Source organism: uncultured Anaerovibrio sp. (assembly GCF_947302755.1).
GTDB lineage: Bacteria > Bacillota > Negativicutes > Selenomonadales > Selenomonadaceae > Anaerovibrio.
Genome location: NZ_CAMYWM010000002.1, coordinates 1 through 25,379, shown reverse-complemented (window position 1 = coordinate 25,379; position 25,379 = coordinate 1). Strand labels below are relative to the sequence as shown.

Annotated in this window: 22 protein-coding genes; 11 read left to right on the top strand and 11 right to left on the bottom strand. The window is 42.9% G+C overall.

Features of this window, described 5'->3' with window-relative positions; translation table 11 throughout:
- Window positions 1-278: 278 nt before the first annotated feature.
- The 6 genes from mnmE to rpmH all read right to left on the bottom strand — a co-directional run bounded on the left by mnmE (window position 279) and on the right by rpmH (window position 4,184).
- The gene (gene mnmE / locus Q0Y54_RS00425) at window positions 279-1,697 is read right to left on the bottom strand and encodes a tRNA uridine-5-carboxymethylaminomethyl(34) synthesis GTPase MnmE (RefSeq protein WP_297963113.1); all 1,419 of its coding nucleotides are present in this window, start codon (window positions 1,695-1,697) and stop codon (window positions 279-281) included.
- Between the two features lie 179 nt (window positions 1,698-1,876).
- Window positions 1,877-2,548, bottom strand: a complete 672-nt coding sequence (gene jag, locus Q0Y54_RS00420; RefSeq protein WP_297963110.1) for an RNA-binding cell elongation regulator Jag/EloR — start codon at window positions 2,546-2,548, stop codon at window positions 1,877-1,879.
- Window positions 2,549-2,551: 3 nt separating this feature from the next.
- Complete coding sequence (locus Q0Y54_RS00415; RefSeq protein ID WP_297963107.1) at window positions 2,552-3,220, bottom strand: YidC/Oxa1 family membrane protein insertase; 669 nt, start codon at window positions 3,218-3,220, stop codon at window positions 2,552-2,554.
- Between the two features lie 151 nt (window positions 3,221-3,371).
- On the bottom strand, window positions 3,372-3,581 hold the full coding sequence (gene yidD / locus Q0Y54_RS00410; protein WP_297963104.1) for a membrane protein insertion efficiency factor YidD: 210 nt from the start codon (window positions 3,579-3,581) through the stop codon (window positions 3,372-3,374).
- 9 nt (window positions 3,582-3,590) lie between these two features.
- Complete coding sequence (rnpA, locus tag Q0Y54_RS00405) at window positions 3,591-3,938, bottom strand: ribonuclease P protein component (RefSeq protein ID WP_297963102.1); 348 nt, start codon at window positions 3,936-3,938, stop codon at window positions 3,591-3,593.
- A 111-nt stretch (window positions 3,939-4,049) separates the two neighbouring features.
- The gene (rpmH, locus tag Q0Y54_RS00400; RefSeq protein WP_027396727.1) at window positions 4,050-4,184 is read right to left on the bottom strand and encodes a 50S ribosomal protein L34; all 135 of its coding nucleotides are present in this window, start codon (window positions 4,182-4,184) and stop codon (window positions 4,050-4,052) included.
- A 447-nt stretch (window positions 4,185-4,631) separates the two neighbouring features.
- Between rpmH and dnaA the strand changes: the two genes are divergently transcribed.
- The 7 genes from dnaA (at window position 4,632) to htpX (ending at window position 12,676) form a co-directional block, all read left to right on the top strand.
- Entirely contained in the window at window positions 4,632-6,023 is a 1,392-nt protein-coding gene (dnaA, locus tag Q0Y54_RS00395; protein WP_297963099.1) for a chromosomal replication initiator protein DnaA, read from the top strand.
- Window positions 6,024-6,270: 247 nt separating this feature from the next.
- Entirely contained in the window at window positions 6,271-7,386 is a 1,116-nt protein-coding gene (gene dnaN / locus Q0Y54_RS00390; protein WP_297963097.1) for a DNA polymerase III subunit beta, read from the top strand.
- 22 nt (window positions 7,387-7,408) lie between these two features.
- Entirely contained in the window at window positions 7,409-7,630 is a 222-nt protein-coding gene (locus Q0Y54_RS00385) for an RNA-binding S4 domain-containing protein (RefSeq protein WP_297963212.1), read from the top strand.
- 6 nt (window positions 7,631-7,636) lie between these two features.
- Window positions 7,637-8,758, top strand: a complete 1,122-nt coding sequence (gene recF / locus Q0Y54_RS00380) for a DNA replication/repair protein RecF (RefSeq protein ID WP_297963095.1) — start codon at window positions 7,637-7,639, stop codon at window positions 8,756-8,758.
- Window positions 8,759-8,762: 4 nt separating this feature from the next.
- Entirely contained in the window at window positions 8,763-9,677 is a 915-nt protein-coding gene (locus Q0Y54_RS00375; protein ID WP_297963093.1) for a DUF721 domain-containing protein, read from the top strand.
- A 19-nt stretch (window positions 9,678-9,696) separates the two neighbouring features.
- Entirely contained in the window at window positions 9,697-11,670 is a 1,974-nt protein-coding gene (gene gyrB, locus Q0Y54_RS00370; RefSeq protein ID WP_297963091.1) for a DNA topoisomerase (ATP-hydrolyzing) subunit B, read from the top strand.
- Between the two features lie 142 nt (window positions 11,671-11,812).
- Window positions 11,813-12,676 carry a zinc metalloprotease HtpX gene (gene htpX / locus Q0Y54_RS00365; protein WP_297963089.1) on the top strand — a complete coding sequence of 288 codons (864 nt, stop codon included), beginning with the start codon at window positions 11,813-11,815 and terminating at the stop codon, window positions 12,674-12,676.
- A gap of 100 nt (window positions 12,677-12,776) precedes the next feature.
- On the opposite strand, the gene Q0Y54_RS00360 is transcribed toward htpX, so the two are convergent.
- Window positions 12,777-13,343, bottom strand: a complete 567-nt coding sequence (locus Q0Y54_RS00360) for a guanylate kinase (protein ID WP_297963087.1) — start codon at window positions 13,341-13,343, stop codon at window positions 12,777-12,779.
- A gap of 299 nt (window positions 13,344-13,642) precedes the next feature.
- Between Q0Y54_RS00360 and Q0Y54_RS00355 the strand changes: the two genes are divergently transcribed.
- Together Q0Y54_RS00355 and gyrA are read left to right on the top strand one after the other, a co-directional pair.
- Window positions 13,643-14,548, top strand: coding sequence for an exopolyphosphatase (locus Q0Y54_RS00355; protein WP_297963085.1), 906 nt, complete (start codon window positions 13,643-13,645; stop codon window positions 14,546-14,548).
- Window positions 14,549-14,781: 233 nt separating this feature from the next.
- Window positions 14,782-17,211: a DNA gyrase subunit A gene (gene gyrA, locus Q0Y54_RS00350; RefSeq protein WP_297963083.1), complete on the top strand. Its 2,430-nt coding sequence runs from the start codon at window positions 14,782-14,784 to the stop codon at window positions 17,209-17,211.
- A gap of 101 nt (window positions 17,212-17,312) precedes the next feature.
- Here the strand turns inward: gyrA and Q0Y54_RS00345 are convergent, their stop codons facing one another.
- Together Q0Y54_RS00345 and Q0Y54_RS00340 are read right to left on the bottom strand one after the other, a co-directional pair.
- Entirely contained in the window at window positions 17,313-18,524 is a 1,212-nt protein-coding gene (locus Q0Y54_RS00345) for an LCP family protein (protein ID WP_297963081.1), read from the bottom strand.
- Window positions 18,525-19,043: 519 nt separating this feature from the next.
- A complete protein-coding gene (locus Q0Y54_RS00340) occupies window positions 19,044-20,240 on the bottom strand; it encodes a tetratricopeptide repeat protein (RefSeq protein ID WP_297963069.1) in 1,197 nt (398 codons plus the stop codon).
- Window positions 20,241-20,578: 338 nt separating this feature from the next.
- Between Q0Y54_RS00340 and Q0Y54_RS00335 the strand changes: the two genes are divergently transcribed.
- The gene (locus Q0Y54_RS00335) at window positions 20,579-21,028 is read left to right on the top strand and encodes a cytidine deaminase (protein ID WP_297963066.1); all 450 of its coding nucleotides are present in this window, start codon (window positions 20,579-20,581) and stop codon (window positions 21,026-21,028) included.
- Window positions 21,029-21,244: 216 nt separating this feature from the next.
- Here the strand turns inward: Q0Y54_RS00335 and Q0Y54_RS00330 are convergent, their stop codons facing one another.
- Window positions 21,245-22,129 (bottom strand): YitT family protein, encoded by an 885-nt coding sequence (locus Q0Y54_RS00330; RefSeq protein ID WP_297963210.1) that lies wholly within the window; start codon window positions 22,127-22,129, stop codon window positions 21,245-21,247.
- A gap of 362 nt (window positions 22,130-22,491) precedes the next feature.
- Between Q0Y54_RS00330 and Q0Y54_RS00325 the strand changes: the two genes are divergently transcribed.
- Entirely contained in the window at window positions 22,492-23,430 is a 939-nt protein-coding gene (locus tag Q0Y54_RS00325; protein WP_297963063.1) for a sugar-binding transcriptional regulator, read from the top strand.
- A gap of 57 nt (window positions 23,431-23,487) precedes the next feature.
- On the opposite strand, the gene Q0Y54_RS00320 is transcribed toward Q0Y54_RS00325, so the two are convergent.
- Complete coding sequence (locus Q0Y54_RS00320) at window positions 23,488-25,260, bottom strand: MutS-related protein (protein WP_297963061.1); 1,773 nt, start codon at window positions 25,258-25,260, stop codon at window positions 23,488-23,490.
- Window positions 25,261-25,379: the final 119 nt, after the last annotated feature.

The window sequence follows — 25,379 nt, the reverse complement described above, 5'->3', positions numbered from 1 at the left end:
TACTCCCCTAGGGCACCAGCTCATTAAATGATACTTATTCAGTGGTAGATTTATACCCCCACTGAATGTAGTCGAATTAATCAAAAGCTTTGCGGACGTATCCAAGAGGCAAAGCCTATTGGTTAATACGTCCCATGCGAAAGTGTCCTGTAAAGCAAGACTATGGTCTTAGCTGAGCAGCTGACACTGACCACTATGGGGGCTTTTCTCCCGCCTAATAGGAGGATACTTAGCACCCCTTTACCTGGAGATAAATTTGCTTCCAGATGCAAAGGCCTTTATTTACCGATACAGAAATTGCTGAATATCTGATTAACAATGTCGTCATCAAAGGTTTCACCAGTAATTTCTCCCAGCTTTTCCCATGCTGAGCGCAGGTCAATAACTATAAAATCCTCGCTCATGCCCATATCAATGGTATTCAGTGCTTCCTCCAAAAGATTGACAGTCCGGCGGAGAATTTCCTCATGACGGGCATCGCACACAGCCTGGCTTTCCCCTATATTGGTCCGGCCATTGTATACAATTTCCTTTAACAGCTCCTCCAGCCCTTCCTGACCTTCCCCATTTTTGGCTGACATAGGAACAATACCACGAATTTTTGCAGCTGTACAGCCCTTTAGCCTTTCCTTAAGCAGTTCAGTATTTTTATCTCCAGATAGGTCAATTTTATTCAGTATAACAATAATATTGCCTGGGCATTTATCCATCAGCCGGATTATTTCCTCATCTTCAGCTGACAATTCCTCATTGGTGTCAAATACAGCCAGTACAAGCTCAGCCTCACCGGCATATGAATAGGCCTTATCCACTCCTATTTTTTCCACAATATCATCAGTAGCACGGATACCGGCCGTATCGATAAGGCGAAGTGGTATACCACCAATATTTACGTATTCCTCAATACTGTCCCTGGTGGTACCCGGGACATCGGTAACAATAGCCCGCTCCTGACCCAGCAGCAAATTCATAATACTTGATTTTCCCGCATTTGGCCTGCCAATTATCGCCGTTTTTAGCCCATCCCGCAGAATAATTCCCATATGGGCCGACGCCAGCATTTTCTGAATTTTGTCCTGCAGCAGCTTTACCTTTTCCCTGGTATCTTCAAAATCCAAATCCTCAATATCATCCTCAGGGAAATCGATTGAAGCCTCCAAATGGGCAATAATAGCCAAAATATCGTGCCTGAACTCCCTAATTTTATTGGAAAAATACCCAGAAAGATGATTTATGGCCATATCCAGCGACGCCTTGGTCTTGGCATTGATTATATCCATTACAGCCTGGGCCTGACTTAAATCCAGCCTGCCATTAAGAAAGGCCCGCTTGGTAAACTCACCTGGTTCAGCTGGCCTGGCCCCCATACGGTAGGTAAGGGACAAAATTTCCCGCATAACAACGCTGCCACCATGACACTGGATTTCCACCACATCTTCACAGGTATATGAATTTGGAGCATTCATGACAATACAAATTGCCTCATCTATGATATGACCATGTTCGTCGTAAACTTTACCATAAACCGCCACTCTGTTGCCATATTCCTGTAATGATTTTGCAGAATGAGGTCTGAAAATTTTATAGGCGATAGAAACAGCCTTTTCACCACTGAGTCGTATAATTCCGATACCACCCTCACCGGGAGCTGTGGCAATGGCACTGATGGTATCCTCCATCATTTTTTTCTCCTGCATAAATCCTCCAAATGCACATCTAATCGTAAACTCCGTGCAAAATGATATTTTGCACTACGCCCTTACAACGAAATCTAAAGCTCATCTGCATCCTTCGGATTTGCTTCGCTAAGATTTCATAGTAAAAGGCTGTCCCATAATGTGAGACAGCCTCTATACAATCTTATTTCCAGAGAAAATCAATCTTCTCTTTCCCTACGTTCATGATTATCCCGACGACCGCCGCGCTTCAGTTCAATTACAACCTTACGGTAAGGCTCATCACCGGAGCTGTAGGTAGATACCCGATAATTATCCTGCAGGGCCATATGAATAATCTTTCTTTCATGACGGTTCATGGGCTCCAGAACAATACGCTCCCCGGTTCTTCTTACCTTGTCGGCCAGGCGCATAGCCAAGCGACGCAGAGTATCCTCACGACGGCTCCGATAATTCTCAATATCAATAATAACCCGAACCTTATTATCAATCAGGCCACGATTGGCAGCCAAATTTGAAAGGTACTGCAATGAATCAAGGGTCTGACCATGCTTACCAATCAAGATACCAAGATTATCGCCGATAAGATTGAAAACAGTACCATCCTCAGACTCCCTCTTCTCAATCTCAATATCCAGCTTCATAGCCTTGAATATATCACCAAGGAATTTTTCTGCCTTTTCAATAGGTGACAGCTCACGGACAACGGCTCTGACCCGGGCCGGCTTGCCACCGAGCAGCCCCAAAAATCCCTTAGTAGGCTCCACTACTTTCACAAATTCCACTAAAGCAGGGTCAACACCAAGCTCCAATATGGCAGCCTGCTTTGCTTCATCAACTGTTTTACCAGTTTTTTCAATTTCTAAAGACATCTATCAAGCTGCTCCCTTCTGCTCCTCATTTCTGAACATATACCACTGCTGAGCCATCTGGCATAAATTCATTACTACCCAGTACAGTACCAGACCTGCTGGAAAATTTATGGAGATGTAACCAATAAATATAGGCATAATGTACGTCATCATCTTCATCTGCTGATTATCCTGACCATTCATTGCCATGGACTGACGCTGAGCCAAATATGTGGTCAACGCAGAGAGAAGAGGCAGGATGAAGGTAGGGTCGGAATCAGACAGGCTGGACAACCACAAGAAGGTTGGGTCACCAGAATATTCCAGTCCATACAGAGAATAATAAACACCCATGAGGATTGGCATCTGTACCAGAAGCGGCAGACAGCCTGCCAGAGGATTTACTCCTGACTCCTGGTAAAGCTCACCCATCTTCTGCTGCATCAGCTGTGGGTTGTTCTTATAATCCTTCTGTATTTTCTTTAATTTAGGCTGAATTTCCTGCATAGCCTTCATAGACTTAATCTGCTTTGCATTTAAGGGATAAAGGCAAAGCTTTACGCAGATAGTCATGAGAATGATGGCAACTCCATAGTTTGGAAATCCGGCAGCAACAGTAATGTTGTAAAAGCCATCCATAATGAGGCGGAACAGATTTACAACAGGCTCAAAGGCCGATGCTAAAAAATCCAATTTAACACATCCTAATTTCTACAGTAAACTTCGTGCGAAATCTTATTTCGCACTGCGCCCTTACAACGAAATCTAAAGCTCATCTCCCTCATTCGGATTTGATTTGCTAAGATTTCGTAGTAAACTCCGTGCAAAAAAATAAAATCCTATTCTACGGAACCGGATCATATCCACCTTTATGAAAGGGATGACAACGGAGAATTCTCCTTATTGCCAAATAACCACCCTTCAATGGTCCGTATTTTTCAATAGCAATCATCGCATATTCCGAACAGGTGGGAACATAGCGACAGGAAGGCGGCTTAAGTGGTGAAATATAAGAACGATAAAGCTCAATCATGAATAACATGAATTTCTTCACCAATTATCCTCATCTCCCAAAAATTTCGGCCTTTCTGCCTAAATTGAGAAAAGCCTTTTCGATAACATGGTATTTAACTTCCACAGCTGGTTTTCTGCCAACCAACAGGATACAAATATCATTCTTGATATCATGCTGGTGCAACCGGTAACACTCGCGCATAAGACGCTTGACTCTATTACGCGCCACTGCATTGCCCAGCTTTTTTCCGGCAGCAAAGCCAACCCTGTCCTCCAGCCCGGTTGCTGTAAAGACATACAATACTAAGTATCTGTTTGCATAGGATTTCCCAAAACGGTGGACCTTTTGAAAATCGTTCCTACGGCGCAGGATTCGACTTTTAGGTAACTTGTACATGGCAAAATCCTCATTTCAGCAAATAGAACATAGAACCAGGTACATCATTCGCCCTTTGGGGAATATAACTGGTTCTATAGAGAAAAATAGGCCACCGAAGTGACCATTTTATTAAGCTGAAATCTTCTTTCTGCCTCTGGCACGTCTTCTTGCCAAAACCTGACGGCCACCCTTGGTCTTCATGCGCTCACGAAAACCATGAGTCTTCTTCTTCCAATGATTATTAGGCTGATAAGTCTGCTTCAATGCTGGCACCTCCTTATATAATTACGAGCAAAATACTCGGTCAAACCACAATAAACATAGTCCTTGGATTTTAACTAACAAGATTATAGACCACCGTTTATTATAGTGTCAAGAAATTTTACTTTCTGACCTGGGTATAAATTGTAATTTTTGTGGATAAATTCATTTACTGGAACCACATATACACCTTTTTTTGTTGATAACCGGAACATATTCTGATATTATTATGGAGGTATTTCACATGTACTTATCAACAGATTTTGCTATAAAAAATATGCATATATTTATTATAGAAGAAAAATTAAAAAAGTTTAAAAATAATGCCTATTACACCAAATTTATCCACATACTTATTAACAAGTGTGGATAAATTTATTTGTCTGTTGATAATGCAATAATTTGAGAAGCTCAGTTATTGCATTTATCTTTATCAAGGAGAATATATAGATGACTCAAGAGCAGCTGAATGAAATTTGGGATAAAATTATCAAAGAACTGCAAAACGACCTGGCTCCCCAGGTTATTGAAAACTGGCTGTCAATGCTTACACCAATGGATTTTACTGATAATGTGATAATTTTAGGTGCACCAAATGATATTGTAAAAAAGTTTATCGATGAGCGTTACATGGCAATTATTGAGGATGCCTGCAAAAACAGCCTCAATAAATCTGATGTTTCCTTTGAAATAAGGGTAGTAGAAAAATCAGAGCCGGAGCTTGAAGAACCAATAGATAATCTTTTTGAAGGAAATGAGGAAAGAAATTCCTTTATATCGGCCTATGACACACCTGGTCAAATAGCCCCAGGGGATGCCTCTTCCCTCAATCCGCGCTATGTATTCGACACAATAGTAGCAGGCAGCTTTAACCGTATAGCCTATGCAGCTGCCCAGGCAGTGGCCAAAAATCCGGGCAAGAACTACAATCCCCTCTTTATGTACGGCGGCGTAGGTCTTGGCAAAACCCATCTGATGCATGCCATTGGCCATGAGGTTTTAAAAAATAATCCGGAAAAGCGGGTTCTGTACATCACCAGTGAAAAATTTACCAATGAACTTATTAATTCCATTCGGGATAATACCACTGAGGCCTTTCGTCAAAAATACAGAAATATCGACCTGCTGATGGTGGATGATATCCAGTTCCTGTCCAAAAAGGAACGTACCCAGGAGGAATTCTTCCACACCTTTAACGCCCTGCATCAGGCCAACAAACAAATCGTTCTGTCCAGTGACCGGCCCCCCCATGAAATAAAGACTCTGGAGGAGCGGCTCAGCTCCCGCTTTGCCGGCGGTATGCTGACAGATATTCAGCCACCTGATCTGGAAACGCGGATTGCCATTTTGAAGAAAAAGACGGAAACAGATCACATTAATGTACCAACTGATGCCCTGGTTTATATTGCCAGCCGCATCGATAACAACATACGTGAGCTGGAGGGAGCTCTTACCAGAGTAGTTGCCTATTCTGAGCTTATCGGGGAAAAGATTACCACTGATCTGGTGGCCGACACCCTAAAGGATGTATATCCTGAAAATCACAATAAAGAAATCACCATGGACGTTATCCGTGAGGTGGTGGCCAATCACTTTAATCTTAGGGTCGATGATTTGAACAGCAGCAAACGTACCAAGGCCTTGGCCTATCCAAGACAGATTGCCATGTATCTTTGCCGTGAGCTTACGGATACATCCCTGCCACAAATTGGTGACTTCTTCGGTGGCAGGGACCATACTACGGTTCTCCATGCCCACAATAAGATAAGTGAAGAAAAGAAGGAAGACAGAAAACTTGATAATACTCTGCAGGAGCTTATAAAGCGCATTGAACGCGTATAAGTTATTCCACATTTTCTGTGAATAACTATGTATATTCCCTGTAGAAGAAATGTAGATAACCCCCAGGGAAGGATAATCCTGTGATTAATGTGGATATCCTTCCCTGTTTTATCAACTTTTTATGAACAGTATTGCTTTTAGCTTTTTCATATCCTCTGCCTACTTATCCACATTTCCACATGCCCTACTATTACGGCTACTAATTTTTTATATATAATAATCATAAATACAATAAGGAGTGCATAGAATGAAATTTATATGCCAAAGAAATGATTTATCACAGGCAATACAGACCGTATCAAAGGCCGTTTCCTCAAAACCTCAGAACCCAATCCTTTCAGGAATTTATATTAAAGCCGAAAATAATATGGTGGAGCTTCAGGCCACAGATTATGAAATGGGCATTATATGTAAAATAGAGGCTGAAGTAACAGAGCCAGGCAATATAGTACTGGTGGGACGTCATTTTCAGGAGGTGGTGAGAAAGCTTCCTGGGGTCACCATTGAACTGGAATATGACAGAGAGGAAAAAATTACCCACATCCGCTCCAATCGTTCTCATTTTAAGTTTATAAGCATGTCAGCCGATGATTTCCCTATAATAAAGAAATTAAACAGTAATCTTAATTTGCAGATTATGGATAATGTACTATATGATCTGATTGGCAGAACCACCTTTGCCTGCTCCAATGAGGAAGCCAGACCGGTATTTACCGGATGCTTTATGGAATTGAGGGATTCCACTGTGGTTATGGCAGCTACCGATACCAAGCGCCTGGCTGTTCAATCAAAGGTACTGGAAAATTTTACAGGCCAAAGCAAAATGATTATTCCATCAAAGCTTTTAAATGAAATTCAAAAGCTTTTATTATCTGATATGCCACGTATGGTAAATATCAGATACAATTCCAATCAAATCAGCTTTGAATTCGATAATACCTATATTTCTTCCCGCCTCATTGATGGTCAGTTTCCGGATTATCACCGGGTTGTGCCAAATTCTTTTGCCACCAGGATTAAATTAAATACTGAAGAATTTAAAGCTGTTATTGATCGTATATCCCTTATTTCCCGTACCAATGATTACAATGTGGCCACACTGGAATTTGCCAACGGTATGCTGCGGATTACCTCTGATAATCCTGAAATTGGTAATGCTGACGAAGCACTTCCGGCTGAAATAGATGGGGATAATATTATTATTTCCTTTAACGTTGATTATATTGCTGATGCTCTTAAAATTATTCATGACAAGGAATTATACATAAGTCTCAATAATTCATTGAGTCCGGCAGCAATCCGCATGGTGGAGGATGAGGAATTTACTTATATAATCACTCCTGTACGTACTCCTGGAAGATAAAAAAGAGGTAAAAATGTCAAAAATTGAAAAAATCGAAATAAATACGGAAATTATACAGCTTGACCAGTTTTTAAAATGGGCCGGTGTATTGGAATCCGGTGGACAGGTGAAGCTGATGATCGAAGATAAGATGCTTCTGGTTAATGGCACAGTGGAAACAGCCCGCCGGAAAAAGCTCCATGACGGTGATGTGGTAGAAATCAAGGGAATGGGCAGCTGGCAGGTTGTTTTCAAGGGAGAATAACATGTCATGAAGCTGAAGCACCTTAAGCTGGTGGGATACAGGAATTACGAGAAGCTGTCCCTGGATTTATCTGATGGAACGAATATATTTATCGGCAGAAATGCTCAAGGAAAGACCAATATTCTTGAGTCTGTTTGCTATGCCTCCATGGGCAGCTCCTTCAGGACCGGTACGGATAATGACCTTATTATGTGGAATCAGCCCGGAAGCTCTGTATCCATTGATTTTCAGCGCATGGGTGTGGATAATAGGCTGGAATTTATTTTTCAGCGGGAAAAGCGGCGTCAGATTATTTATAATGGCAGCAAAATAAAGGCCAAGGAATTGATTGGTATAATCAATGTAGTACTTTTTTCCCCGGAGGATTTAACCCTGATAAAGGGGGCACCTGCCCAGCGCCGCCGCTTTCTGGATATGGAGATTTCCCAGGCTAGTCCAGCCTACTATGGGGAGCTGATAAAATACAATCGCGTATTGCAGCAGCGCAATACCCTGCTAAAAAATATCAGGGAAGGAAGGTCCAGTCTGTCCATGCTGGAGATGTGGGACAGTCAGCTGGTGGACAGCGGTATAAAAATCATTGGCAAGCGGCTGGAAACCGTAAAAAAGCTTAATATGCTGGCAAATCTTATGCAGAGGCGCATTTCCACCAATGAGGAAAATCTGTCCCTGTCCTATTTTATCCGGGGATATACGGGAGCTGTGGATAAGATAGATGAAAATGTAATTTTATGGTATAATGAGACGTTGCGTAATATAACAAGGGATGATATTTATCGTGGTTCCACCAGCATAGGCCCCCATCGTGATGACATTCAGATTTATGTAAATGACATAGATTTAAAGGCATTTGGCTCCCAGGGGCAGCAGCGGACCGGTGTATTGTCCATGAAGCTGTCAGAGCTGGAATTTATCCGTTCAGAAAAGGGTGAATACCCTATTTTGCTTTTGGATGATGTTATGAGTGAGCTGGATATGAACCGACGGCAGCAGCTTTTGGAATTCATCAAAAAGGAAAATATACAGACCATTATTACCGCCACTGACAAGGCTTATTTCCCTGTGGATGCCAATTGCGTATTTTATACGGTGTCCAGGGGAACCGTTGAGGTAAGTGACAGGATGTGATACCATGTCAGCTCCCAGAAAAGGCAAGCTGGAGAAAATGAATATCATACTTCCAAAGATTGTGAAGTCTATGGGAATTGGCAAGGATTTTTCTTCCCACATGGTGATGTTTTACTGGCCTAAAATCGTGGGAAAGCATATTTCCAATAATGTATCCCCTGTAAGGCTGGAATTCAGGAAGCTGTTTCTTTATACCTCTCATCCTATTTGGGCTGCCCAGCTTTCATACATGAAGGATGAAATAAAAAATAAAATAAACAGCTTTATGGGTGAATATCTGGTGGAGGAACTGGTATTTACCAACGTAAAGCCGGAAAAAATTGATTTTGACGATAATGGCAGTGAAGCTGATATGGGCCGGGAAATTCAGAAGCTGGATATACCTGATGAAAGGGTCAATGAGATATCCCATGAGCTTGAGGGAGTACAGGATGATGAGCTGCGAAAAATTCTTCTGAAGGTTCAGATTAACGATGAAAAATATAAAAAATACCGCAAAAATGCTAATTGGCATCCCTGCAGCAAATGTCATACCCTGTGTCCCCCGGAGGACCAGCTTTGTGACAGCTGTAAGCGGAATGCCAATATAGATAGGCTGAAAAGCATAAGAAGATACCTTATGGATGTACCCTGGGCAAGATTTTGCGATATTGTAAAAGCCATTCCCTGTACTGCAGAAGAGGTAAATGAGCAGCGGATTATACTGATGCAGATACTGGCATCAAAGATAAGCTCAAAAAAGACTGATTGCATGGAGGCCACCATACTTACCATGCTTTATAAATCTGTTTCTCCGGATAGGCTGACTCCGGAGCTGATAAAGCAGACTATAGAAAAATTCAAATATGATTTTATGGACAGCTTTGCCATGCAAACCGGCAATAAATACCATAAGAGCATAAAGCGTAAGAATGTTTGATTTGGAGGAGAATTAATTCATGGCCACTGAAAATGAAGCTTTGATTAATGATGAAGAAGTACAGATACATGTGGAGGAAATCGGTTCCGAGGTATCGGCTGTTGACGGTGATTATGGTGCTGATCAGATCCAGGTGCTGGAGGGTCTGGAGGCAGTAAGAAAGCGTCCAGGTATGTATATCGGCAGTACCTCTGAGCGCGGTCTTCACCACCTGGTATATGAGGTAGTGGATAATTCCATTGATGAGGCCCTGGCCGGCTACTGTACTGATATTGATGTAACTATTCATAATGACAACAGCATCACCGTTGTGGATAATGGCCGAGGTATCCCCGTTGATCTCCATGAAACCGGCAAACCGGCTGTGGAGGTAGTTCTTACGGTGCTCCATGCCGGCGGTAAATTTGGCGGCGATGGATACAAGGTATCTGGTGGTCTTCATGGCGTAGGTGTATCGGTAGTTAATGCCCTTAGTGAATACATGGAGGTTCAGGTAAAGCGGGATGGCAAGATTCATGAAATTGCCTTTAAGCGCGGTGTTACCACTTCACCCATGACCATTACCGGCAGTACAGAGGAAACCGGCACAAAGGTTCATTTTATGCCGGACAAGGAGATATTCAGTGTTACCGAATACAATTTTGATACCCTTAAGCACAGACTTCGGGAGCTGGCCTTCCTGAATAGGGGAATTACCATTAACCTTCGGGATGAGCGCAGCGGCAATCAGGAGGCCTTCCATTATGAGGGGGGAATACGTTCCTTTGTGGAGCACCTGAACCGCAAAAAGGCCAAGATTAACGAAACCCCAATTTACTTTAATGGTACCAAGGATGATATTGTTGTGGAAATTGCCATGCAGTACAACGATACCTATCAGGAGAATATCTACAGCTTTGTAAATAACATTAATACTGAGGAAGGCGGCACTCATCTGGCTGGCTTTAAAATTGCCCTGACCCGGGCTGCCAATGATTTTGCCAAGAAGAATAATATTATTAAAGGCAATCAGCAGAATTTATCCGGTGAGGATGTGCGGGAGGGTCTTACCTGCGTTATCAGCCTGAAGATCCGTGAGCCTCAGTTTGAGGGTCAGACCAAGACCAAGCTGGGAAATTCCGAGGTCAGGGGAATTGTGGACTCCATCGTATCAGAGGGTCTGAACGAATACTTTGAAGAAAATCCGGCTATTACCAAGCGGGTACTGGATAAGGCTGTTATGGCCTCCCGGGCCCGGGAGGCGGCCAGAAAGGCCCGGGAGCTTACCAGAAGAAAGAATGCCCTTGAGGTAAGCTCTCTGCCGGGGAAGCTGGCTGACTGCTCCATCAAGGACCCTGAACAGGCAGAAATTTATATTGTTGAGGGTGATTCGGCAGGCGGCAGTGCCAAGCAGGGGCGTGACCGCCGCTTCCAGGCTATCCTGCCCCTTCGCGGCAAGATTCTCAACGTGGAGAAGGCCCGTCTGGACAAGATTTACAGCAATGCAGAAATCCGCACCATGATTACAGCCTTTGGCAGTGGTATCGGTGATGAATTTGATATATCCAAGCGGCGGTATGGCAAGATTATTATAATGACTGATGCTGATGTGGATGGTGCCCACATCCGTACCCTGCTGCTCACCTTCTTCTACCGCTATATGAAGCCCCTTATTGAGCGTGGCCATGTTTATATTGCCCAGCCACCTCTATACCAGATTCGCAAGGGCAAGAAGCACTGGTATACCTTCAGCGATGAGGAGCTGGAGGCAAAGCTTAACGAGGTGGGCCGTGATGGCGTAAATGTACAGCGTTATAAGGGTCTCGGTGAGATGAACCCTGAACAGCTTTGGGAGACTACCATGGATCCGGAGACAAGAACCATGCTGCGGGTGGATATGGAGGACGCCCAGGAGGCTGATGAATTATTTAATATTCTCATGGGTGACAAGGTTGAGCCCCGTCGTCAATTTATTGAAGAGCACGCCAAATACGTAAGAAATCTGGATATTTGATTTTTTGACATTTTTTAATTTATTTTTCATAATAGTGATGTACAATCAGTATAAATAAAGACTTGGCCCTGCTTGGCAGGGAGTGGCCTGCGGGCCCCTATCTGATGGAGAATGTATATTGCCAGAGAGGTGAATGTAAATTATGAATACGTTAAAAACTACTGTATTGATGGCTCTTCTGATGGGTATTATGATAGCCATCGGCAGTGCCTTTGGAGGACGTCATGGAGCCATGCTTATGCTGCTGATTTCCCTGGGTATGAACTTCTTTACTTATTGGTTCAGTGATACCATGGTATTGAAAATGTACGGTGCCAGGGAAATTTCCCAGCAGGAGGCCCCAAATCTGTTTAATATGGTTGCCGGTTTGGCTGCCAATGCCCAGCTGCCGATGCCCAAGGTTTGCATTATAAACAGTGCTATTCCAAATGCCTTTGCGACGGGCCGCAATCCGTCCCACGCTGCGGTGGCAGTGACTACGGGAATTATGAATGCCCTTACACCAGATGAATTAAGTGGTGTTTTGGCCCATGAGCTGTCTCATATCAAGCATCGCGACACCCTGATTTCCACTGTGGCGGCTGCCATTGCCGGTGTTGTATCCATGATTGCCAATATCGCCCAGTGGTCCATGATTTTTGGGGGAAATTCTGATGATGATGATCGTGGTAATATTGTGGGCTTGCTGGCTACAATAATTTTGGCACCGTTGGCGGCGGCCCTTATTCAGATGGCTATTTCCCGCTCCAGGGAATATGAGGCTGATAGGTCCGGCGGTATTATTTGCGGCAATCCAAATTATTTGGCAGATGCCCTGCAAAAGATCGAATATTATTCGATGCATGCAAGGCCAATGGAACAGGCTACTCCGGCCACCTCACATATGTTTATAATAAATCCTCTGGCTGGCTCTGATATGAAGCTCTCTACCCTGTTCAGCACTCATCCTGCTACCAGTGAACGGATTCAGCTCCTTCGTCAGCAGGCTGCCAGCATGGGAAAGTAAAATGATAATTATTCCGTTGGAGACCGGGCATTAGTCAGCCCAAATCAACAGCATAAAAAAAAGACTGCCCGCAATGAGCAGTCTTTTTTTAATAATCATATTAAGCCTTTTTAGTGACCTGTACTCTGCCGATAAGTCCCATAATAGCCATCAGCTGATCCACTGTTTTTTCTATGTCACCAATATTCTTAACAACGTGGTTGGTGCTCTTCCAATTATCGAATTCGCCGTTATTTTCAGCGTATTCCAGATGATATTTCATATCCACATTATTGTGACCCATCTTAAGCATACGGTCGATTAATGTAACATAATCCACCATAATAAAAATAGTCTCAAGATTATTGGTCAGGAGCTTGCTGACCTGCTTTACACCGTTGATTGTAAGCATGGTAACACTGATCTTCTCAGTTTTTAGGGCACTAAGTACATCGTTTTTCAGGAGACCATAATAATCCCCCTTATAGGTAACCTTTACAATCCAATCCTGCCGCAAAAAATCACTTTGGCTCAAAAATTTGGTGGCCTCAGAATTTTTGTCGTATTCAGAAGGAGCTCTGGTGGTATAAACCGGAATGAAATGAACTCCCATTTGGGCAAGCTTGGAAATAAGCGTAGATTTACCGCTGGCATGTGGTCCAATTAATGCATAAATTTTATTGGTCATATACTTCACCGTCGATTCATCGCATAAAATGATAATTTATATAGTGTCATATATTTATTTTATCATAAAAAAATTTAAATAAATAGAGGTAATAAAAATTAAGTGCAAAAATAAATAAATAAAAAAAACACAAAACGGGCAGCAACCGAACGCTACCCGTTTCATGCCATCTACCTTTTCCACCATAACACTGTCCCCACAGTGTTCACCCAAAATGATAATAACATAATTCCATCATAATTTCAACTAAATTATGATATTATATATATGGTTCAATTATTTTCAAAGAGGTGCATAAAATGATTCAGGCCATTATAGATATTGGATCCAATACGGTTCGCATGGCAATTTATGAAATAGAGGATGATTCCATGGAGCTGATTTTAAAGAAAAAGCATATGGTTGGGCTGTCTGGCTATGTTACTGACAATGTTATGGGCCAGGAGGGCGTTGATCAGGTTTGCCGGGTATTGGAGGAATATAAAGATTTTTTGAAGGTGTTCAGCATAAATAATATTACAGCCTTTACCACAGCTGCCTTGAGAAATTGTAAAAACAGCAATCAGGTGGTAAATGAAATTATTAATCGTACAGGTATTAATATTGCGGTTATTTCCGGTGACAAGGAGGCCGAATATGATTTTGTGGGTGCCACCAGAAATTTAAGGATGAATGAGGGACTGCTGGTGGATATTGGCGGCGGCAGCACGGAGCTGGTCTATTACAAGGATAATCAGATAAAGCATAAAATCAGTCTCCATATTGGCTCCCTGGGGATAAAAAAGGAATGTGCTGCTTCCCTGATTCCCGACAGCAACCAGGTGGCGAGGATGTATGACCTGGCCCGCAGGGTAATTGACGGAGCCAGTGATTTTGCAGATATCAGGGCAAGGGTTATTTGTGGTATTGGAGGAACCTTTAAGGGGGCAAGGGCTCTTTATAATTACCTATACGGTATGGAGAAGGATAATAAGGAAATTAATACGGATAAATTTCATGATATTATTGAGCGGTTTGGCTCCACAGGTAATTTAAGTCAATCTGAGGCAATTATACTTATGAAAAATATACCGGACAGAATTCATACCTTTGTTTCCGGTCTGGTAATTGCTGATGTAATTGCCAAAAAGTTTGGTACTGAGCAGGTAATTTACAGTGACTCCGGGGTACGTGAGGGATTTATTTATTCAGAGCTAATGAAATAACAGACGATAGGTGAATTACCTCCTTATAACGAGCTTTAAGATGTCCCCAAGCTCGTTGAAACGCTAATTGGAAGATTTTTCTTCTAAAGAAGAAAAATTTGAACAATGGCGTTATAAACCATGGATGCCTAATTTTCAATGGTTTAAGCAGATTAAAGCTTTAAAAAACAGGCAAAATATGTTATAATAAGTAGCTAAGTGATTTTGTAATAAACTTTTTTTGAGGTGAGATAGTGGAATTCGGTGAAGGTAAGATTTTACCTGTAAATCTGGAACAGGAAATGCGTAATTCTTATATTGATTACGCCATGAGTGTTATTGTTTCCAGAGCAATACCAGATGTTCGTGACGGTCTGAAGCCTGTACACAGACGTATTTTGTACGCTATGCAGGAAGCCGGCATGACCCCTGGCAAACCATATAAAAAATCCGCACGTATTGTGGGCGAAGTATTGGGTAAATATCATCCCCATGGTGACAGCTCTGTGTATGATGCCATTGTACGTATGGCCCAGGACTTTTCCATGCGTTATTTGCTGGCCGATGGTCATGGTAACTTTGGTTCCGTGGATGGTGACCCGGCAGCGGCAATGCGTTATACTGAGGTTCGTATGTCAAAGATTTCTGAGCTTATGCTTCAGGATATTGACAAGGAAACTGTAGATTTTGCTCCTAACTATGATGAATCATTAAAGGAGCCAACGGTATTACCATCCAAATTTCCGGAGCTGCTGGTAAATGGTACCTCCGGTATCGCGGTGGGAATGGCTACCAATATTCCTCCTCATAATATGAATGAGGTTATTGATGGTGTATTAATGCTTATTGATAATCCTGATGCCACGGCTGAGGAGCTTATGACCGTTATCAAGGGACCGGATTTTCCTACCGGTGGTCTTATTATGGGCACTGCCGGCATTAAGAGCGCATATAGCACCGGCCGCGGTCAGATTAAGATGCGGGCCAAGGCCAATATTGAGACCATGTCCAATGGCAAGCCGCGTATTATCGTTACTGAGCTTCCTTATCAGGTCAATAAGGCCCGTCTTATTGAGAAAATTGCTGAGCTGGTCCGGGATAAGCAGATTGAGGGTATTACTGACCTCAGGGATGAATCAGACCGCAGTGGTATGCGTATAGTTATGGAGCTGCGCAAGGATATTAATCCTGATATTATGCTTAACCAGCTGTATAAGCACACCCAGATGCAGGAAACCTTCGGTGTAATCATGCTGGCCTTGGTGGAAAATCAGCCCCGTGTGCTTACCCTTAAGGAGGTTCTCCATTACTATATTAAGCATCAGGAGGATGTTATTACCCGTCGTACCAGGTATGAGCTGGCCAAGGCTGAGGCCAGGGCCCATATTTTGGAGGGCTTGAATATTGCCCTTGACCACATCGATGCGGTAATCACTACCATTCGTGAGTCCCGTACGGCGGATATTGCCCGTACTGCTCTCATGGAGGGCTTCAGCTTAAGTGAAAAGCAGGCCCAGGCAATCCTCGATTTGCGTCTCCAGCGGTTAACCGGTCTGGAGCGTGAAAAGATTGAGGAAGAATATCAGGAAGTATTGAAGAGAATTGAATGGTTGAAGTCCGTATTGGCTGACGAGTGGAAAATTATGGAAATCATCAAGGAGGAGCTTACAGAGGTTAAGCGCAGATTTGGTGATGAGCGTCGTACCAATATCACCCATGACATGAGTGAGATTGATATTGAGGATATGATTGCTGATGATGATGTGGTTATTTCCATTACTCACAGAAATTATATAAAGCGTATCAAGCTGGATACCTATAGACGGCAGAACCGCGGTGGTGCCGGGGTAAATGGTATGCCCACCAAGGAGGATGATTTCGTAGAAAATCTGTTGATTACTACCAATCATCATACCATATTGTTCTATACCAATAAGGGCCGGGTATACTATCTTAAGGCCTATCAGATTGCTGAGGCCAGCCGTACAGCCAAGGGTACAGCTCTTATTAATCTGCTGAAGCTGGATAAGGATGAAAAGGTCAGCGCCGTTATTCAGGTAAGAGATTATGATCCGGAGAAATACCTGTTTATGGCCACCAAGATGGGTGTTGTTAAGCGGGTAAGCCTGTCTGACTTCAATACCTCCCGTAAGATTGGGGTTATTGCCATCAATCTTCAGGAGGAGGATGAGCTTATTGGTGTAAAAATCACTAACGGCAAGCAGAAAATTATGCTGGGAACCAAAAATGGTATGGCCATTGCCTTTGAAGAGGATCAGGTTCGGGTTATGGGCCGCATATCCAGAGGTGTGAAGGGTATCAGACTTACTGCCGGTGATGAGGTGGTGGCAATGGATACCTTAAAAGAGGATGCAGATGTATTGACGGTTACCGAGTGTGGACTTGGTAAGCGTACTACCATTGATCAATATACCGTTCAGCATCGTGGCGGCAAGGGAATAATCAACCTCAAGGTAACGGAAAAGACCGGTAAGGTAATCGGTATGGCAGTAGTTCAGGAGGATCACGAGCTGCTTCTCATTACTGAAGGCGGCGTGGTATTGAGAACCTCCATCAGCGGTATCAGCCAGATTGGCCGCAATACCCAGGGGGTAATCATCATGAAGCCAAGTGATGGGGATAAGGTTTCCTCCATGGCAACCTTGTTGCAGAAAAATGACTAATATACAATATAATTTGGGACTGGGTAATACCAGTCCCTTTTTGATTTAAAAAAATATGGGTAACTGCTCAAGGCAATTACCCATACTATTTTCAGTTATTGTCAGTTGGCGGTTTTTCCAACACCAGGCACAGTAGGGGAAGGGGCCGGGACTCGGCTCTTAGGCTGTTCAGCCGGCTCCGCCTTAGTGGCAGGGGTATTTATTGGTTCATCTACCCTATCAGAATCCCTTTCGGCAGACCGTTCATTTGCCCGTTCATATGGATCTCTTCTAAGGGTTTCATCAGTTAATTCCTTCCTGTTGATTTTTCTGGCCCGCTCAATATCCTCGGTATTTTCCCGACGATAAATTTCCCGTGCCTCCTCGGCATTAAGCTCCCGGGCATTATCCGGAATAGATTGCTCATATTCCCGGGTATCCTCAGCCAAATCATCCCTTAAGCTTTTATCAAGGGTACAATCAAGGGTATTGGCCACTGTGGTTCTAAGCTTTGCCAAATCAGGCAGCCAATAGCTTACACCATCGATATAAATTGGCTTACCGGGCAGCATTTCCGCCTGCAAGCCTGTTTTTTGGGCGTCCTTAAGGGAAGTGGCAAATTCGATAAGCTGCTTCATGGACAAATCCGTCTCAACGCTGCTGATTACTTCCTTAATGATGGATGGAATACGTGGAATAATAGCCGGTGATGTTATTCGGTCCATAACGGCCTGCATGAACTTCTGCTGACGTCGTATACGGCCGATATCACCCTCCTCATCACGATATCGTACATATGTAATGGCTGTATTACCATCCATATGCTGTGGACCTGGCTGCAGGTCGATTAACAATCCCCCATCATCATCCCATACGTCCTCATAATACATTCGCTTTTCAACATTGATATCCACTCCGCCAATGGCATCAATTATTTTTTTAAAGGATTTTATGTTGATCAGGATATGATGCTCCATATGAACCCCTATCAGGTCCTCTACCGTATCCTTGGTGAGCTCATATCCCCCATAGGCGTAGGCGGAATTTATTTTATCAAAGCCGTAGCCCCTGATTTTTACTCGGGTATCCCGGGGAATGGACAGAAGGGCAGCCTTTTTCTTTTTGGGATCCAATGTGGCTACCATCAGGGTATCTGACCGTCCCACATCATCCTCCCGTTCATCTACACCCATAATCATAACTATGATTTTATCCTTGGCCGTCAAGAGGTTTTGCTTTTCCGGCTTATCATGTGGCTTATCAAAGCTGGTGGAGGACGCAAAAAGAGCTCCTCCTACAGCTGCTATGGCAAAGGCACACAATAAGAGGAACATGGGCCAAAAATTACTGCTCTTTTTTTTGCGCCGCTTTGATCGGTATATAGGTTGTTGAGTATATTTATTATTTTGCAATTAGGCTCCCTTCCTTATTATGAAAGAATAATATAACGAGCTTTAAGATGTCTCCCAGCTCGTTGAAACGCTAATTGGAAGATTTTTCTTCTAAAGAAGAAAAATTTGAACAATGGCGTTATCAAAAAAAGTAAACTGCCTCACTAGTATATGATTTTCAAATAACTAATGCAACTAATTGTGGATAATATTTCCATTATTTTAAGTATAAAATTGCAAAATGAAAATGAGATGTAAAATATCCACAGCCAATATTGGATATTTGTAAATATCATGGTCAATATATAGTATTTTAAATACAAAATTAACCTATATATTGAGTTATACACAAAGTTATCCACTTTATCCACAGAAATAGAACACTTATTGTGTGGATAAATGTTATTTTATGTGGATAATTTTGTAATGGCCACCTTACTTGTAATTGTTAGAGTGTCTGTATTATTGTAAGCGGCTGTAATTTTGTATGGCCTTTTCATTGTTGGGGTCAAGCTCCTTGGCTTTGCTGATATCCTTAAGGGCCTGGAATTTGTTCCCCATTTGTTCATAGGTAAGTCCCCGGTAAAGATAGGCCTCTGCGTAATCCTTATCCATGCTGATGGCCTTTTCCAATACTTCCATTGCCCTTTCGTATTCACCGGTTGCCAGATAAATCTCCCCTAAAAGACAATAGTCATTTTTCTTCGGTTTGTTATTGGACATTTCCTTCTGCACATTGCTTAAGGCATCCTCATATTGCTCCATGGCCAGATAGGTGCGGGCTATATAACGATAGATGCCGGGAAATTTAGGATTCAGGCGAAGAACCCTCCTGTAGTTTTCCATGGCCTTATCATAATCGTGATATACATCATTATATAGTATACCAAGATTGCAATAGCCAAAATCATAGGCCGGGTCTATCTGGACAGAGGTTTCAAAGCATTCACGGGCCTTTTCATAGTCCATCAATACATCCTCATAAATTATACCCAGGTTGTTATATGCCGGTACATACCGGGGATCATAGCTGAGGGCTTTTTGATAGTATTTAATGGCATTAGAATAATCCTTGTCATTATCATAATCAAGGCCGTCATTATAAGCCAGCTTTGCCATTGCCGTATTATATGTAGATGAAGTATAGGTCTCATTTCTCATAAATTTGTCCCGCAGCTGCTTCATGCGGGAGCGGATATTCTGCTTTTCTATTTCGCTGTAGGCACGGGCATATTTATGCTTCAATTCATCCATTTCCCGTATCAGACGATTACGCTCCTCACTTTCCCGACGGCTTTTCTGGATATACTCAATAGAGGTATGCTTAAAGTCATTGGTGTCTGCCACTGCAACCAGACGGCAATAATACATGGTACCCCTTCCTCTGGGGTAGCTGGTATATTGTGGCAATCTTTGAACCTTTATAACGCTGGCAGCATAGCTGCGTAATTCAGAAAGGGTCAGCTGGTCAAAATACAATTCTGGTGAGCTGTCCACAAAAATGGCTGCCTGTTCGCTGGCAATCAGCAAAGCCTCATACCGGGCCCGTTCCTTGGCCAGTGCTTCATCCTCAAGCTCATTGTTCATCAAAAAATAGGAGCCCTCCCCTTCCACCTGCTGCCGCTCTGCAAATGCCGATGGGGAAAGAAATAATGGCAATAATAGGATTATTCCCATGATTAATATGCTTTTTCTAAGAGTATTTAGGCTATTCATTTTCAGCACCTCTATTCCTTTTATTTTTTTCCTTTGAAAATATGGTTATGCTCTTTATATCCCTAAAGCTGCCTCAGTGTTATCATTTTAGCAAATATTTGAGTTATGCACAAAAATTGTGTGTATAGATGTTAATAATTGTGGATAACTTGTGGAAAGTGTGAATAACAGGGACTTTGGAACATAAAAATATTGATAAAAATAGTCTTATCGAATAAAATAAAGCTAGATGGTTTTGGTTGTTTTAAGCGGAAATTTTTAAGTAAAGGAGCCATGATAATATGTTAAATGAAGATATCTGCGATACTATGATTAAGATGGCCAAGGATGCCAGAATGAAGGGCTACAGCCCTTATTCAAAGATTAAGGTTGGTGCCTGTATCTTAGCCTCCGATGGCACCTTGTACGGAGCATGTAATGTGGAAAACGGCTCGTCCAACCTTTCTATATGCGCTGAAAGGGCGGCTATTTTCAAGGCAATTTCCGACGGCAAGCAGGAATTTGATGCCATTGCCGTGGTGGCTGATACAGAAAGCCCATTTGTGCCATGCGGCGGCTGCTTACAGGTTATGGCTGAATTTAATGTTCCTGAGGTGGTCATGGGCAATCTTGATGGTGATATCCGGGTAATGAAGCTGGAGGAGCTGGCACCATTTGTTAAATACATGGGTATTAACCATGTAAAGGAGCGCTACGAGGATCATTTCAGCGTATTTGGTGAGCTGGAATAAGGAATTAAAATAGTATTAATAAGGGCTATGGTCGTTTGTCATCATGTAATACATCCGGCCATAGCCTTTTTGTCTGTATTAACTTGTATAAAAACGACAAAATTTACAAGTTATAATTGTGAAAATTATTCAAAAATGACATATTTGCACATAAAAACCCGCTTGGGTTTGGATTTTAGCATTAATATGCTTATCCGTTCCCAGCGGGCTTTGATGTTAGTGTATGGATTTTTTCTTGAAGCGGCCGCCTACTATGTCGTGAACGGGGTTTATGGTAATGAAGGCGTTTTCGTCCTTGTCGATGGTGATATCCTTCAGCTTGTCCACCTCCAGACGGGTAACTACGCAATAAATAACCTTTTTTGGATCACCAGTATAGGCACCCATGCCTTTTATAAAGGTAACACCACGACCAAGGCGGTGCATCAGGGCGTCGGCGATTTCGTCGCTTTCTTCGGAAACAATCATTACGGCGTAGGATTCGTCCAGGCCCTTTATAACCACATCAATCATCTTGGAAATGACAAAATAAGCAACCAATGAATACATGGCCTTATCCCAGCCAAAGACGAAGCCGGCAGCCCCAAGGATAAATATATTGAAAAACAGCACCACTTCACCAACGGAGAAGGTACTGCGCCTATCCATGATGATGGCCACTATTTCCGTGCCATCCAGGGAGCCGCTGTTTCGGATAATCAGGCCCACACCTATGCCGGCAGTAATACCACCGAATATGGCAGCCAGGAAAAAGTCATTGGTCACCTCAGGGACCGGCTTAAAATATTCTGTCCATAATGATAGCAGAATAATGGAAACAATGGTCGAAACAGAAAAGGTTTTACCGATATGCTTATAGCCCAAATACAGGAAAGGGATATTTATAAGAACCAGATATACGCTAAAGTTAAGGGGTGTCAGGGCAGCCGCCATAATGGATATACCCACCACTCCGCCATCAATTATATTATTTGGTATCAGGAAGGTTTCCAGGCCTACGGCATAAAGAAAAGCACCGAAGCACAGGATAAGGAATTTTTTTATATAGCTGCCGATGGTTTTATTTTTTTTAACAAGGCTTTTTTTTAGGGGATTATGCATCAATGAGGCAGCTTCCTTCTCCCCCACCTTCTCTTCCGATGGATTATCAGTATTGGTGGTAATATTGTCCGGCTGTTCATTTTTTGTATCTGCAATTTTGTTATCATCTATTAACTGCTCATTTACCATAGGCTCAATTTGTTGCGTTTCCTTCATAATGGTTCACCTCTAGTAAATATTAAAACATAAGAATACATATGGCACAAGTTAACACGGGACAGTTATTTATTGTAAATTTGAAAAAAATTCAGAAAATTTAAATAATTACTTGATTTTTACATTTGTAACATGGATAATGAAATTGTGTAAACATTGTGGGTACATATTTTCCTACATGGGTATTTTTTTAGGGGGAAAGCGGTATGACTCGTGACAGAGATAAGCTGTCCATTAATGTTGCCAAGCTGTATTATCGTTCGGAATACAGCCAGCAACGGATAGCAGAGGAGCTGGGTATATCAAGGCCGTCGGTTTCAAGGCTGCTGCAATATGCCAAGGACAAAGGGTATGTAAAAATTCAGATTATGGATCCGGTGGAGGATATGTCCAATACGGAGCAGATGCTTGTGGAAAGGTATCATCTTCATGAGGTACGTATAGCCTCATCTACTATTAATGATGAAAATGAAATTAAGAAATACATTGGAATTAAGGCAGCTGAATATCTTGATTCCATCGTTAAGGATGGGGATATTATAGGTGTTGGTTGGGGAACCACCCTGTATGAAATGTCCTGTTCCTTGCTGCCAAGGGCTTTAAAGGGCTCCCAGATTGTCCAGCTGGAGGGGGGCGTTACCCATTCCAAGTGGCGTAACTACGCCAAGGATATTTTGGACAATTTTTCCAATAATTACAGCACCATTGCCCAATATTTACCACTTCCGGTGGTATTTGGCAGCCGTGAGGTAAAGGAAATGGTGGATCAGGACAGCCACATAAAGCGGGTGCTGGAAATCGGCAGTCATGCCAATATTGCCATATTTGGTGTGGGTACGGTTCGTCCAAATGCCCTGTTTTTCCGCTTGGGGTATACGGATCAAACTGAGCAGTCAAGAATTCAGCAAATGGCTGTAGGTGATATCTGCTCCAGATTTTTTGATGCCGATGGCCGGATTTGTAACAAGGAGCTGGATGCCCGCACTGTGGGAATCAGGCTGGAGGATCTGAAATCAAAGGAGCACAGTATTATGATTGCCGGCGGTGAAGCCAAGATACCGGCTATAAGAGCGGCCTTAAAGGGCCATTATGCCAATGTGTTTATAACTGACCAATTTACAGCCAAAGAATTATTGAAGAACTAAAGGAAGCTCTTCCCTGTTGTGACCGACAGCCGGTGCATATGGGAGGAGCTTTTGTTTTTAATCTGTTATGCCCACCAGCTTCAGGAGAAATTGGGCATTAGTGGTCTGGCATGGGCCCTCCTTCATGGTATAGTCAAAAAGAAGCTTATCCTCCTGGTATTTTTCTTCAAAATGATAATTGAATACCGGTACCTGCTCCGCCTTAATGTGGCAAAGCTCAAAGTCATGGGTGGAAACCATAGTAATAAGGTTGGGACGGCTCAGGCGCCTCAGGGCTGCCTCCGCTCCCACGATCCGGTCGGCAGAGTTGGTGCCCTTGAATATTTCATCAATTACCGCCAGCATAGGTATATGCCGGTCAGCAGCTTCAATCATGGCTTTTATTCGTATCAGCTCTGCATAAAAGGTGGATATTCCACTAGCCAGATCATCGTTTACTCTTATGGAGGTAAGGACGTGGACAGGGGTGAGACGAAGTGCTTTTCCGCATACCGGAGCACCGGCATAGGCCAATATACAGGAGCTGGCCAGAGTGCGCAGCCAGGTGGTTTTACCGGACATATTGGATCCGGTAATAATATTTAGGGATGGGCCTAAGGTAATGGAATTTGGGATGGCCTCACCAGGTGGAATAAGGAGATTACTGAGTGCTTCAGCTTCAATATGGGGCTTGCCATCCTCCATTTCCAGCAGCTCCGGCATGGTAATATCAGGGCGGGTATGGCCAATGACAGACAGGCTGATGGCAACCTCGGCTTCATGCCACATATCCAGCCAATGCTCCAGCCGGTGTCCGTAAGCCTGCTGCCAGCCTATGAAGCTGCGCACAATGTGGAAATCCCATAGGCAGATGGCATTTAATAAAAACAGGAGAATAAAATTATGACGGACCTCCGCCAGGGCACATAATATTCCCAGCCTTTTTATTGGTGCAAGGGCCTCTTCTATTTCCGCCGGGTCAATCCCTCCGGTTTTTTGTGGCATTATGGCTCTGATGGTAAATAAAAGCTGGCAATAGCTGATTAATTCCTTATTCAGACGATACAATGGGGTAATGTGTACGCCATTTTTGCCCAATGACAATAAGGCTATGGAAAGCTGTAGGATAAATAATACTCCAGGTATTTCGATGGGTATGACGTTAAATAGACTTACCACTAATAATATAAAGGCAGTAATGGGCAATATAAATATTAATTTATTCATCAGGGGGCTTGGATCACCCTGCCTGTCCCTTAGATAGGCCAGAAGGGAATCCATGCGGTTATTAAAGGGAATCTGGCGGGCTATGGCCTGCAGCTTTATGGCATCCTCTATATGATTTATAAAGAAGCTGACTTCCTTCTGACGCAGGGGTAATTCATGGACCTCCACAGGCTCCGGCCGGAGGCGGTGGGCCAGCATACTGCGTCCTTTATTTGTTCTGGCAATATTAAGGTATTGAAATATTGAGGAAGGACCTAAAATATTGAGGTCAATATCCTGAGTCAGCTTTCTTTCCGGAAAATCCTCCCCCTTGTCCCGGAATTCCTTCCAATCCCCTGTAAAGCGGTGAATATATTCCTTTATTACCTCATCCCGGTTTGTTTCGTAATCAAGGTCATCATGGAGACGGCTGTGGCCCCGTATGAGATAAAAGAAATAGACGAAAATCCCCAGTCCGGCTAAAAGGGGCCAGGGAGAACCTATATCATAGGCCCCAGCCACAGTTACCAGCAGGGCAAGAAAGGATAAGGTACGTTTAGTGGTAAAGGCCTGGCTTGTTTTTTGATATTTTTGTATGATGGCCTGGGAGTCCTTGTGCAATTGTTCAAAATAGGCTTGTTCCATTGGCTATTCCTCCTCACGTTCCATCATTATACAATTAATGAGTTTAATAAACAAATAATCCTAAAATTTATCCGATGCTAACGGGTGCTAAGACTCCCTCCTCTTAGGTGGGAGTAAAG